This window comes from Alkaliphilus metalliredigens QYMF, from assembly GCF_000016985.1.
Lineage (GTDB): Bacteria > Bacillota > Clostridia > Peptostreptococcales > Natronincolaceae > Alkaliphilus_A > Alkaliphilus_A metalliredigens.
The window spans coordinates 1,831,394-1,844,225 of sequence record NC_009633.1; the positions used below are offsets into that span (position 1 = coordinate 1,831,394).

Consider the following 12,832-nt stretch of genomic DNA (forward strand, 5'->3'; position numbering starts at 1 on the left):
ATGAAAGTATTGCTAGTTGCTATTAATGCAAAATACATACATACCAATATCGCAGTGCGTTACCTACTGCAAACAGGACGAAAGGCTGTAGATGAGATTGACATGAGGGAGTTTACCATCAATCATTCTGTTGAATACATTTTAAGTGAAATATATAAAACACAACCTGAGGTGATTTGTTTTTCTTGTTATATTTGGAACATGGAAATGATTGAGCAGTTAAGTCAATTGCTTAAAAAAATAATGCCCCAGGTGACCATTATTTTAGGGGGCCCAGAGGTCTCTTTTGAATCCAAGAATCTAATGGAGCAAAACGATGCAATTGATATCACGGTGATGGGAGAAGGAGAAGAAACATTCACAAATTTGTTGGTGTTATTAAATGAATATGGGGACTATAGCCAACTATCAGGAATTGCCTACCGTGTAAAGGGACAGATACTTGTCAATGAGCTAGGCTGTGAAGCCTATGATATGAAGGACATCCCCTTTCCCTATGAAGGTGAAGTGCTAGATGAAAACAAAATCGTGTATTATGAGGCCTCTAGAGGATGTCCATTTAATTGTCAGTACTGCTTATCTTCCTCATTTCAAGGCGTGCGATTTTTACCAATAGAACGGGTTAAAAAAGAACTAAAATACTTTATAGACCAAGAAGTGAAACAGGTGAAGTTTGTGGATCGTACCTTTAATGCCAACATAGAATACGCTCTAGAGATCATGAAATTTCTCAAAGAATATCATACAGGTAAAACAAACTTTCACTTTGAAGTCACAGCAGATTTAATTAGTGATGAAATATTGGACTTCTTAGAAACGGTTCCCGTGGGATTGTTTCAGTTCGAAATTGGGGTTCAATCAACAAATGAGGAAACCCTACAGGCAATTCAAAGAAAAATGGATTTTCAAAAGCTTTCCTATGTTGTGAAGCGCATTGCTAGATACAGAAATATACATCAGCATTTAGATTTGATCGCAGGACTGCCTAAGGAGAATTATTTTACATTTAGAAAATCATTTAATGATGTTTTTGCCCTGAAGCCTGAAAAACTACAACTAGGTTTCTTGAAATTACTCAAGGGATCAGGCTTGGCTCATGACGCCCACAAGTACGGATATATTTATACGGATTATCCACCCTATGAGGTATTAGAGAATGATTCCTTATCCTACGGTGAAATGAATCGCTTGAAAGGTGTGGAAGAGATGGTTGAAATCTATTGGAATTCAGGGATTTTTCGAACTTCAGTACAGGTGGTCATAGACAATTTTTATAGTAGTGCCTTTCAATTATTTGAGGATCTTTGGAAATATTGGGAGGGGCAAGGCTATCATCATAATGCCCAAGGTAAAAATCAGCTTTATGAAACCTTAATGGGATTTTATGAATTTAAGGGATTTGAATATGAAGAAAAGATGTTAGAAGTATTGAAGTTCGACTATCTTAGAAACACGAAAACATCTTCTCTACCTAAATTGTTTTATAGAGAATTGCCATCTGGATTTAAAAATCAAAGTCATACATTTTTGCAAAGCATTGAAAATCTAGAAAAGTTTCTACCTAGGTATATCAATATACCGGCAAAACAAATTATTAAGAAGGTTCACTTTGAACAATTTTCCTATAATGTGGTACAATTAGAGGGGAACCCTAAGGCTTTACGTGAACTGGAAGTAGAAAAAACCACTGTGCTATTTGACTATGATTTAGAAAATAAAGCACTAGATGATAGTAAGGTATTTATTGTCAACATAGAAGCCTAGGTTACCAATAATAAGAATTGAAGGTGATAAAATGGAATTGTTTCAGGACATTATTCATACGAACCGTCCGATTATCAAAAAGGCATTATTATCCTTGAAGAAAAACTGGTCAATTATTTTCACAGGTTTTTTCTACTCCATTGCAACTGTGCTTTTAATGAGTGTGATTAGATTCTTTGGTTTATTAGCAGGAATTGTGATGATTGTTGCCACCAGTGCATTGATCTCTAATTACTTATATCTACTGGATTGCATTATGAGAAAAGGCAAGTTCACAAAGCATGATTTTAAGGAAGGGTTTTCAGTTTACTTGCGAAAAATATGGGGAATTTTATTTGTGGGATACATTGCCAATATGGTTCTTAGTCTGTTTATGCCAGCCTTCTATAGATCGGGAATCATACACCCCAATGCAGTCAGTATGATTATTACATTTTTAACGGTTCTATTATTTAATGCAGTGCCGGAATCAGCCTATCAAAAACACTATAACCCGTGGGAGACCATCACCTATGGGGTTGAGTTTATTAAGGATAATTGGATTGAGTGGTTTGTTCCCAATGTTGTTTTATTAGGTGTGTTTTATCTACTAACAGGTCAATTTTTGACGGGTGTATTTAACTACCAAATCTCCCTGGTAACAATATTCACTTCGCCCTATGGTTTGCTGGGCTACGTAGTCGGTCAAGTTTGGTTTTCTTATATGATGATTTACCGAGGGTTTCTCTTTGGACTTTTAAGTAGCAGTACTCGGAGAAAGCGTTTGTTTATGAGGGACTTTTAATGAATGTTATATGTAGAGCAATTGAAAGAGATGATATAGCAAGTATTTGCAAGTTGTTTCAAGGACTACAAGAAGAAGGGGCTACGGTATCCTTCGTTGATGACATCAGTCCTCAGACCATTGAAAAGTGGATTGAAGATCCTAATGTATCTATATTTGTTGCACTGGATGAAAAGCAAGTGGTAGGGGTATTTAGGGCTAAAAGAGGTGGCAAGAATAAGGAACATAGCGCTTTCTTAACAGTAGCCGTAAACCCTGAATATAGAGGGTGTAAATTAGCCAAAAGACTAACATTATTCAGCTTAGAAAAACTGAGAGAATTAGGTATTAAAGTAGCAAGAGCTTATGTATATAGCGATAATAAGGCATCAATCAACACACTTTTATCCACTCGGTTCACATTATCGGGATGTGTATACCAGCACCACTATGATGAAAAAGCCGGAGAATATGTTGATGATTTGATTTTTCATAAAATTTTATAATAACCACTGGAGGATAACGATGAATTTTCTGATTGATAATTTTTTACGCAAAAGAACTGAAGATTTGACATTTATTCAATTAAAGGAAGGAACTCAATTGAATGCATCAGGATATGAAGTACCTGAAGTAGGATTGTATGTCCCTGTTTTAACAGCTGAATTAGCAAATCAAATTAAAACGAAAAAAGAGGATGAAGTCATTACGGTCGCCACCATTATTAGGGGTATCGCCTATTTGTTAGGGGTAGACCCGCAATTTAAACACAAGGAAGTCTATGCAGAGATGCTATACGGTATTGACCCTAATATTGAAGAGAAAATTATTTACGAGGGGATAGCTTACGCAGGACAAAATAAATGGATTGAAAGTATTATTTCCTTCAAAACAGTCATCCTTTTAAATGAAAAAAATATTAAGGCCATGCTGAACTATGCCATTACATTGATTAAGTATGCAGAAGAATCATTGCAGGAGAAAAAGCAAGTGTATAAAATCTTCAGGAAAGAAGCAAAAGAGAAGCTTGAACACATATTAGATATAGATGATGAATTAGCCCTGGCCTATTACCACTTGGGATTTTTATATAGAGATGAAAAAGCATTTGTTAAAGCCAAAATCTACTGGGAAAAGGCACTGCTACATCAACTGGATGAGGCATTAGCCAATCAACTTAGAGAAGAATTCCAACAGATAGGGACCCAGGTTACCTATGAAGAAGGATATGAGGCCATACTGGCAGGGAGACCCCAGGAGGGATTGCCGAAACTAATCGAATTAGAAGAGAGTTATGGTGCGTGGTGGAATTTACATTTTTTCATTGGGCTAGGATATCGACAGTTAGGGCAATTTAATGATGCTGTTGCTTATTTTGAAAAGGTTCTAGACGAAAATGAAGAACAATTAGATACAGTGATAGAGTTAGGTCTATGCTTTGCTAGTTTAGGAAAGTCCCATGAATCTATTGAGTACTTTCAAAAAGCACTGGTGCTAGGAGAAGAAAACAGCGAGGTTTTATGCAATTTAGCCATGGTGTATTTAGAGATTGGAAATATAGAGGAAGCAAAACACCATGTAGAGCGATCGTTGTTATTGGATCCGGAGGACCCAGTGACACAGGCATGTCAAGCTAGAATCATTGAATTACAGTAGGAGATAAATAAAGAATGTTTTATTGGAATAGATGTCAACCATAAGAGAAGGCTATAAAATAATAAATACTGAAAATTAAAAGCAGGATGAGAAGGAAATCAAAGAAGTACAGAGAATACATATTAATATAGCTTTATTAAAAAGTTTTAAAACATAAACAAAATTAACAAATATGAGGAGTGATAACATGATTACACGTTTAGATGAGTTAGTAAAAGTAGCACAAAAGCAAGCCACAATGAAACTTGCTGTTGCAGCTGCCCAGGATGAAGATGTATTGAAGTCAGTAGCCCAGGCCCAAGACTTAGGAATAATAGAAGCAATCCTAGTTGGAGATGAAGATAAAATTAAAGAAATCGCTCAGTCTATGAATATTGATTTAACCAAATTTACCATCATTCATAAGCCAGATTTAATGGAATCAGCTCTAGAAGCAGTGGAATTGGTTTCCTCGGGTAAAGCTGATTTCGTTATGAAGGGTATTTTAGATACAGCAATACTTTTAAAAGCCGTATTAAATAAAGAAGTAGGATTAAGAACCGAAAGCCTATTGAGTCATGTGATGGTATATGAAACAAATTCATATCATAAACTACTCTTTTTAACCGATGGCGGTATGAACATCCAGCCTTCATTAGAGGAGAAAAAAGCAATATTAGCAAATTCAATCATAGCAGCTAAAGCATTGGGGATTTTAGAGGTGAAAGCATCTTGTTTAGCGGCAAAAGAAAAGGTTAGTGAAAAAATGCAAGCCACAGTTGATGGTGCTGCCCTTAAAAAGCTAGCACAGGAGGGGTACTTTGGACAAGGTGTGGTTGTAGAAGGTCCAATTGCTTTTGACTTAGCGGTATCGAAAGAAGCAGCGGAAATAAAGGGCTACAAGAGTCCTGTTATTGGAGAAACGGATATTATGTTAGTACCAACAATTGAGGTCGGAAATGGAATTGGCAAAGCCTTAACCTATATGGGAAATGCTAAATCAGCTGGTGTGATTATGGGAGCAAAGGCACCTGTTGTTCTTGTGTCTAGAGCTGATAGTGCTGAAACAAAACTTTATTCTATTGCATTAGGTAGTGTGATTGCAGCGAATCAATAGACTTGGAAAAATGAATAGATAATCTACTATGAGGGACCGAGCCTTATTAAAGGAGGTCCCTTATTAATTCCTATAATATAACTAATTTTAAATTAAATAATAATGAATAAAAAAGCCTAGATAAATACATTATAATATATGTAAAAGAAAGCAAATGAAAAATACAGAAAATACATTGACATTGGTTCGCATTTGTGTTATATTAATTTAGTCGCTTCTGACAGATGCATTTCGAAAAAAGCTGATGACAGGAGTGCAAGAAAATAAAAGTGAAAAGAATAATGAAGATGTATTGACATTCGATTTCAAAAATGATATAGTAGTTAAGTCGCCAAAACGCGACGGGTTATACGGAGCAAGTTAGAAATCAGGTCTTTGAAAACTAAACAGTATAGATGTAAGCCAGCATATTACAAGTAGATTGCCAAAGTCTTAGATTTTGCGCAAGATACAAACTCGACAAAGTCGAGAAGCCATTTTAGTTTTACTAAGATGGACCCAGAAATTTATATATAAGAGTTTGATCCTGGCTCAGGATGAACGCTGGCGGCGTGCCTAACACATGCAAGTCGAGCGGGTTAATCTGACGGAAGCCTTCGGGTGGAAGAAAGTGAAACTAGCGGCGGACGGGTGAGTAACGCGTGGGCAACCTACCTTGTACAGGGGGACAACAACGGGAAACCGTTGCTAATACCCCATAAAACCCTAGAGGGGCATCCCTTAAGGGTCAAAGAATTTCGGTACAAGATGGGCCCGCGTCTGATTAGCTAGTTGGTGAGGTAATGGCTCACCAAGGCGACGATCAGTAGCCGACCTGAGAGGGTGATCGGCCACACTGGAACTGAGACACGGTCCAGACTCCTACGGGAGGCAGCAGTGGGGAATATTGCACAATGGGCGAAAGCCTGATGCAGCAACGCCGCGTGAGCGATGAAGGCCTTCGGGTCGTAAAGCTCTGTCCTAGGGGAAGAATATTGACGGTACCCTAGGAGGAAGCCCCGGCTAACTACGTGCCAGCAGCCGCGGTAATACGTAGGGGGCAAGCGTTATCCGGAATCACTGGGCGTAAAGGGTGCGTAGGCGGTCTTGCAAGTCAGAGGTGAAAGGCTACGGCTCAACCGTAGTAAGCCTTTGAAACTGCAAGACTTGAGTATGGGAGAGGAAAGTGGAATTCCTAGTGTAGCGGTGAAATGCGTAGATATTAGGAGGAACACCAGTGGCGAAGGCGACTTTCTGGACCATTACTGACGCTGAGGCACGAAAGCGTGGGGAGCAAACAGGATTAGATACCCTGGTAGTCCACGCCGTAAACGATGAGTGCTAGGTGTTGGGGGTCGAACCTCAGTGCCGCAGCTAACGCATTAAGCACTCCGCCTGGGGAGTACGCTCGCAAGAGTGAAACTCAAAGGAATTGACGGGGACCCGCACAAGCAGCGGAGCATGTGGTTTAATTCGAAGCAACGCGAAGAACCTTACCTGGACTTGACATCCCTCGGACCACTCCTTAACCGGAGTCTTCCCTTCGGGGACTGAGGTGACAGGTGGTGCATGGTTGTCGTCAGCTCGTGTCGTGAGATGTTGGGTTAAGTCCCGCAACGAGCGCAACCCTTGTCTTTAGTTGCCAGCAGTTCGGCTGGGCACTCTAGAGAGACTGCCGGGGATAACTCGGAGGAAGGTGGGGATGACGTCAAATCATCATGCCCCTTATGTTCAGGGCTACACACGTGCTACAATGGCCGATACAACGGGCAGCGAAGGAGTAATCCGGAGCAAATCCTATAAAGTCGGTCCCAGTTCGGATTGTGGGCTGAAACTCGCCCACATGAAGCTGGAGTTGCTAGTAATCGCGAATCAGAATGTCGCGGTGAATGCGTTCCCGGGTCTTGTACACACCGCCCGTCACACCACGGGAGTCGGAAGCACCCGAAGTCAGCTATCTAACCGTAAGGAGGAAGCTGCCGAAGGTGAAGTCGATGACTGGGGTGAAGTCGTAACAAGGTAGCCGTATCGGAAGGTGCGGCTGGATCACCTCCTTTCTAAGGAGCAAAGGCGCATCTATACTGTCTAGTTTTGAGAGACCTACTAATCTCTCTAAAAGCACCAAGGGGGCGTAGCTCAGTTGGGAGAGCACCTGCCTTGCAAGCAGGGGGTCAGGAGTTCGACTCTCCTCGTCTCCACCATAAGTAGATGACCGAAATCTATGATTTCGTGGCAGTCACTTAGTTAAAAATTATGTAATTCATATCATTGCTTTTTAAATGATAAGAAATGAATGGAAAAATTTTTAACATCATCAATAAAAACATGCTAAATTGTTCTTTGAAAACTACACAATGTTATGATGAAGCAATAAATGCGAAACCAATAAACTATCAATTAAACCTTTTCTTTGATTTGTTCAGGGGAATATAAGGTGCGATTGTTAGCTGAGCGATTGACTCTAAATCTATGATTTGGGTCATGAGCGTAAAGGTCAAGTTATTAAGAGCAAAGGGCGGATGCCTTGGCACTAGGAGTCGATGAAGGACGTGGTAAGCTGCGATAAGCCTCGGGAAGCCGCAAGCAGGCATTGATCCGGGGATTTCCGAATGGGGAAACCCACTTGGGTTCATATCCAAGTATCTATTACTCAATTCATAGGTAATAGAAGACAGACCGGGGGAACTGAAACATCTAAGTACCCCGAGGAAGAGAAAGAAAATTCGATTCCCTCAGTAGCGGCGAGCGAAAGGGGAAGAGCCCAAACCGATGGGGTTTACTTCATCGGGGTTGTGGACACGGTCGTTAAGAAGAAGGTATTGTAGTAGAAGAGGGTTGGAAAGCCCCACCGGAGAAGGTAATAGTCCTGTATATCAAACAAGAAGATCTTTGACTGTGATCCAGAGTACCACGGGACACGTGAAACCCTGTGGGAAGCAGGGGGGACCACCCCCCAAGGCTAAATACTACCTAGTGACCGATAGCGCATAGTACCGTGAGGGAAAGGTGAAAAGAACCCCGGAAGGGGAGTGAAATAGAACCTGAAACCCTTTGCTTACAAGCTGTGGGAGCACTTTATATGTGTGACCGCGTACTTTTTGTAGAACGGGCCAACGAGTTATGGTATGGAGCAAGGTTAAGCACTTAAGGTGCGAAGCCGTAGGGAAACCGAGTCTTAATCGGGCGACTTAGTTTCATGCCATAGACCCGAAACCGAGCGACCTACCCATGGACAGGATGAAGCGGAAGTAAAATTTCGTGGAGGTCCGAACCGATTGACGTTGAAAAGTCACCGGATGATCTGTGGGTAGCGGTGAAATTCCAATCGAGCTCGGAGATAGCTGGTTCTCGCCGAAATAGCTTTAGGGCTAGCCTCAAGATTAGAGACACGGAGGTAGAGCACTGAATGGTCAAGGGGCCTTCACCGGTTACCGAAACCTATCAAACTCCGAATGCCGTCGTCTTATACTTGGGAGTCAGACTGCGAGTGATAAGATCCGTAGTCAAGAGGGAAAGAGCCCAGACCATCAGCTAAGGTCCCAAAGTATACGTTAAGTGGAAAAGGATGTGGAGTTGCACAGACAACCAGGATGTTGGCTTAGAAGCAGCCACTCATTTAAAGAGTGCGTAATAGCTCACTGGTCGAGTGATTCTGCGCCGAAAATGTCCGGGGCTCAAACGTATCACCGAAGCTATGGATCCGAAAGGATGGTAGGCGAGCGTTCTGTAAGGGTAGAAGCTGTACCGTAAGGAGCAGTGGACTTTACAGAAGAGAGAATGTTGGCATGAGTAACGAGAGGCAAGTGAGAATCTTGCCCGTCGAAAACCCAAGGTTTCCTGAGGAAGGTTCGTCCGCTCAGGGTTAGTCGGGACCTAAGCCGAGGCCGAAAGGCGTAGGCGATGGACAACAGGTTGAGATTCCTGTACCACTTTTAGTCGTTTGAGAAATGGGGGGACACAGTAGGATAAACCATGCGCACCGTTGGTTGTGTGCGTCTAAGCAAGTAGGGAGTTAGGATAGGCAAATCCGTTCTAACATATTCTGAGATGTGATGGGGAGCGAAATATAAGTAGCGAACTGGTTGATTCCACACTGTCGAGAAAAGCCTCTATCGAGACTATAAAGTGCCCGTACCGCAAACCGACACAGGTGGGTGAGGAGAGAATCCTAAGACGATCGGGAGAACTATTGTTAAGGAACTCGGCAAAATGACCCCGTAACTTCGGGAGAAGGGGTGCCGGATTTGGTGAAGGATTTACTCCATAAGCCTTATCCGGCCGCAGAGAATAGGCCCAAGCGACTGTTTACCAAAAACATAGGTCTCTGCTAAGTCGAAAGACGAAGTATAGGGGCTGACGCCTGCCCGGTGCTGGAAGGTTAAGGGGACGTGTTAGCGCAAGCGAAGCACTGAACTTAAGCCCCAGTAAACGGCGGCCGTAACTATAACGGTCCTAAGGTAGCGAAATTCCTTGTCGGGTAAGTTCCGACCCGCACGAAAGGCGTAACGATTTGGGCACTGTCTCAACAATAGACCCGGTGAAATTGTAATACCAGTGAAGATGCTGGTTACCCGCGACAGGACGGAAAGACCCCGTGGAGCTTTACTGTAGCCTGACATTGGATTTTGGTACTATATGTACAGGATAGGTGGGAGACTTTGAAACTAGGACGCCAGTCTTGGTGGAGTCGACCTTGGGATACCACTCTTGTAGTACTGAAATTCTAACCATAGACCGTGAAACCGGTCTTGGGACACTGTCAGGTGGGCAGTTTGACTGGGGCGGTCGCCTCCCAAAAAGTAACGGAGGCGCCCAAAGGTTCCCTCAGCACGGTCGGAAATCGTGCGTAGAGTGCAAAGGCAAAAGGGAGCTTGATTGCGAGACATACAGGTCGAGCAAGGACGAAAGTCGGGCTTAGTGATCCGGTGGTTCCGAGTGGAAGGGCCATCGCTCAACGGATAAAAGCTACCCCGGGGATAACAGGCTTATCTCCCCCAAGAGTCCACATCGACGGGGAGGTTTGGCACCTCGATGTCGGCTCATCACATCCTGGGGCTGTAGTAGGTCCCAAGGGTTGGGCTGTTCGCCCATTAAAGTGGTACGCGAGCTGGGTTCAGAACGTCGTGAGACAGTTCGGTCCCTATCCGTCGCGGGCGCAGGAAATTTGAGAGGAGCTGTCCTTAGTACGAGAGGACCGGGATGGACATACCTCTGGTGTACCAGTTGTTCTGCCAAGAGCATCGCTGGGTAGCTACGTATGGAAGGGATAAGTGCTGAAGGCATCTAAGCACGAAGCCCCCCTCAAGATAAGATTTCCCATCTCGAAAGAGAGTAAGACCCCAGGAAGACTACCTGGTTGATAGGTTGGAGGTGTAAGTGCAGTAATGTACTCAGCTGACCAATACTAATAGGTCGAGGACTTGACCAAAAGAAATATCCATAACATTGTGTAGTTTTGAGAGAACTTAAGCAGATGCCTGAAATCTATGATTTCATGGCAGTCGCTTAGTTAGAAACTTACGATTTTCTAACCTTGAATTAACTTCAAAGTAAAAGAAAGTCGAAAGTTTATAACTTCCTCTAAAAATACTTACCGAAGGTAAGTTAATATCGTGACTATAGCGAAGGGGTCACACCTGTTCCCATCCCGAACACAGAAGTTAAGCCCTTCAGCGCTGATGGTACTTGGCGGGCAGCTGCCTGGGAGAGTAGGTCGTCGCGATATTTTATTGTTCCTGGGTAGCTCAATGGTGGAGCATTCGGCTGTTAACCGACAGGTTGGAGGTTCGAGTCCTCTCCCAGGAGCCATATATGCCGAAGTGGCGGAACTGGCAGACGCACAGGACTTAAAATCCTGCGGTCCTTCAAGATCGTACCGGTTCGATTCCGGTCTTCGGCACCATTTTTTTATTTACAACGCGGGGTGGAGCAACTGGTAGCTCGTCGGGCTCATAATCCGAAGGTCGCAGGTTCGAATCCTGTCTCCGCAACCATACATGGCGGCATAGCTCAGCTGGCTAGAGCGTTCGGTTCATACCCGAAAGGTCACAGGTTCGACTCCTGTTGCCGCTACCATATATGTTGGGCCCCTTGGTCAAGCGGTCAAGACACCGCCCTTTCACGGCGGTAACAGGGGTTCGATTCCCCTAGGGGTCACCATATTCCCAGGGCGCATAGCTCAGCTGGGAGAGCACCTGCCTTACAAGCAGGGGGTCACAGGTTCGAGCCCTGTTGCGCCCACCATTTATAACCTAACTCGATTTACGTTTGTAGCAAATCGGTAGTAGGTTAAACGCAACATTCGCACCAAATTTGCACGACCAAAAGGGAGTGAACAAATTTGTGATGCGAGGCTGCGAAAACAACGCGGCCTGGTAGTTCAGTTGGTTAGAATGCCAGCCTGTCACGCTGGAGGTCGAGGGTTCGAGTCCCTTCCAGGTCGCCATTTAAAATTAAAAAGATCAAATTGACGAGATGCATATGATGTGCAATTATATCTTGTCATTATAGATATGGAGGGGTTCCCGAGCGGCCAAAGGGGGCAGACTGTAAATCTGTTGTCAGCGACTTCGAAGGTTCGAATCCTTCTCCCTCCACCATAATTTAGCTGATGAAGCATAGATCAGCATCACACTAACGCGGGTGTGGCGGAATTGGCAGACGCACTAGACTTAGGATCTAGCGGGCGACCGTGGGGGTTCAAGTCCCTCCACCCGCACCATTTTAAAATTTATTAACAACATTGTCACAAAAACAAAGAGTGAAAACTATAATAATAACAAATATGCACAAACAGATATGCGGAAGTGGCTCAGTGGTATAAGCAGAGCACCCAAATCTAAGATTTGGCGTAAATCGCTTAGGTGTACGTTTCCTATAGTCACAAGAGTAAATGGTGAAAGATAAATCAATAACAGATATGCGGAAGTGGCTCAGTGGTATAAGCAGAGCACCCAAATCTAAGATTTGGCGTAAATCGCTTAGGTGTACGTTATCTATAGCTACAAGAGTAAATAGTGAAAAGAGAATCAATAACAGATATGCGGAAGTGGCTCAGTGGTAGAGCATCGCCTTGCCAAGGCGAGGGTCGCGAGTTCAAATCTCGTCTTCCGCTCCATAGACATTTATGGCGGGTGTAGTCAAGTGGTTAAGACACAGGATTGTGGTTCCTGCATGCGTGGGTTCGAACCCCATCACCCGCCCCAAAATAATTAGATGGCGGCATAGCCAAGTGGTAAGGCAGAGGTCTGCAAAACCTCTATTCCCCAGTTCAAATCTGGGTGCCGCCTCCAATAAGCGCCCATAGCTCAGCTGGATAGAGTGTCTGACTACGAATCAGAAGGTCGGGAGTTCGAATCTCTCTGGGCGCACCATGATAAACCCTGTAATCATAACGATTACAGGGTTTTTTGTTGTCCTTAAATTAGTTTACATAATACTCGATGGCTACCAATTGGCTACCAAGAAAAAATAGTACTTTTTCAAATAAGGCTATGTTGAATTCTATTGTTGATTTTTTACAATTCTATAAATATGGTACAATATATAGGCTCTGTACAAGAATAATGTTGTTT

General features: G+C 43.2%; 5 protein-coding genes, 14 tRNA genes and 3 rRNA genes. All 22 read left to right on the forward strand.

The features are described from left to right. Window positions 1–1,764 carry a B12-binding domain-containing radical SAM protein gene (locus AMET_RS08510; protein ID WP_012062936.1) on the forward strand — a complete coding sequence of 588 codons (1,764 nt, stop codon included), beginning with the start codon at window positions 1–3 and terminating at the stop codon, window positions 1,762–1,764. A gap of 31 nt (window positions 1,765–1,795) precedes the next feature. Continuing rightward, a complete protein-coding gene (locus tag AMET_RS08515; protein ID WP_012062937.1) occupies window positions 1,796–2,548 on the forward strand; it encodes a hypothetical protein in 753 nt (250 codons plus the stop codon). Then, complete coding sequence (locus AMET_RS08520) at window positions 2,548–3,033, forward strand: GNAT family N-acetyltransferase (protein ID WP_012062938.1); 486 nt, start codon at window positions 2,548–2,550, stop codon at window positions 3,031–3,033. Before AMET_RS08515 ends, AMET_RS08520 begins: the two co-directional genes overlap by 1 nt. 19 nt (window positions 3,034–3,052) lie before the next feature. Then, the gene (locus AMET_RS08525; protein ID WP_012062939.1) at window positions 3,053–4,183 is read left to right on the forward strand and encodes a tetratricopeptide repeat protein; all 1,131 of its coding nucleotides are present in this window, start codon (window positions 3,053–3,055) and stop codon (window positions 4,181–4,183) included. Between the two features lie 187 nt (window positions 4,184–4,370). Beyond that, entirely contained in the window at window positions 4,371–5,279 is a 909-nt protein-coding gene (locus tag AMET_RS08530) for a bifunctional enoyl-CoA hydratase/phosphate acetyltransferase (RefSeq protein WP_012062940.1), read from the forward strand. A gap of 508 nt (window positions 5,280–5,787) precedes the next feature. After that, window positions 5,788–7,315, forward strand: a 16S ribosomal RNA gene (locus AMET_RS08535). A 68-nt stretch (window positions 7,316–7,383) separates the two neighbouring features. Further along, a tRNA-Ala gene (locus AMET_RS08540) sits at window positions 7,384–7,459 on the forward strand. Between the two features lie 291 nt (window positions 7,460–7,750). Next, window positions 7,751–10,686, forward strand: a 23S ribosomal RNA gene (locus AMET_RS08545). 180 nt (window positions 10,687–10,866) lie between these two features. Continuing rightward, window positions 10,867–10,983: ribosomal RNA gene (gene rrf, locus AMET_RS08550) — 5S ribosomal RNA — on the forward strand. The 16S, 23S and 5S rRNA genes sit together here with 14 tRNA genes alongside, the layout of an rRNA operon. A gap of 8 nt (window positions 10,984–10,991) precedes the next feature. Further along, window positions 10,992–11,066 (forward strand) — tRNA-Asn (locus AMET_RS08555). A 5-nt stretch (window positions 11,067–11,071) separates the two neighbouring features. After that, window positions 11,072–11,160 (forward strand) — tRNA-Leu (locus tag AMET_RS08560). A 15-nt stretch (window positions 11,161–11,175) separates the two neighbouring features. After that, a tRNA-Met gene (locus tag AMET_RS08565) sits at window positions 11,176–11,251 on the forward strand. Between the two features lie 5 nt (window positions 11,252–11,256). Next, a tRNA-Met gene (locus AMET_RS08570) sits at window positions 11,257–11,333 on the forward strand. 9 nt (window positions 11,334–11,342) lie between these two features. Continuing rightward, a tRNA-Glu gene (locus tag AMET_RS08575) sits at window positions 11,343–11,417 on the forward strand. A gap of 8 nt (window positions 11,418–11,425) precedes the next feature. Then, window positions 11,426–11,501 (forward strand) — tRNA-Val (locus AMET_RS08580). Between the two features lie 125 nt (window positions 11,502–11,626). Continuing rightward, window positions 11,627–11,703, forward strand: a tRNA-Asp gene (locus tag AMET_RS08585). A 69-nt stretch (window positions 11,704–11,772) separates the two neighbouring features. Then, window positions 11,773–11,857, forward strand: a tRNA-Tyr gene (locus tag AMET_RS08590). A 39-nt stretch (window positions 11,858–11,896) separates the two neighbouring features. Then, a tRNA-Leu gene (locus AMET_RS08595) sits at window positions 11,897–11,979 on the forward strand. Between the two features lie 321 nt (window positions 11,980–12,300). Next, window positions 12,301–12,375: transfer RNA gene (locus AMET_RS08600), tRNA-Gly, on the forward strand. Window positions 12,376–12,387: 12 nt separating this feature from the next. Continuing rightward, window positions 12,388–12,463, forward strand: a tRNA-His gene (locus AMET_RS08605). A gap of 12 nt (window positions 12,464–12,475) precedes the next feature. Beyond that, a tRNA-Cys gene (locus AMET_RS08610) sits at window positions 12,476–12,550 on the forward strand. A gap of 4 nt (window positions 12,551–12,554) precedes the next feature. Beyond that, window positions 12,555–12,631: transfer RNA gene (locus AMET_RS08615), tRNA-Arg, on the forward strand. Window positions 12,632–12,832: the final 201 nt, after the last annotated feature.

Coding starts and splice junctions, on each gene's coding strand:
- AMET_RS08530 (WP_012062940.1), top strand. CDS start 4,371: ATGATTACACGTTTAGATGAGTTAGTAAAAGTAGCACAAAAGCAAGCC.
- AMET_RS08525 (WP_012062939.1), top strand. CDS start 3,053: ATGAATTTTCTGATTGATAATTTTTTACGCAAAAGAACTGAAGATTTG.
- AMET_RS08520 (WP_012062938.1), top strand. CDS start 2,548: ATGAATGTTATATGTAGAGCAATTGAAAGAGATGATATAGCAAGTATT.
- AMET_RS08510 (WP_012062936.1), top strand. CDS start 1: ATGAAAGTATTGCTAGTTGCTATTAATGCAAAATACATACATACCAAT.
- AMET_RS08515 (WP_012062937.1), top strand. CDS start 1,796: ATGGAATTGTTTCAGGACATTATTCATACGAACCGTCCGATTATCAAA.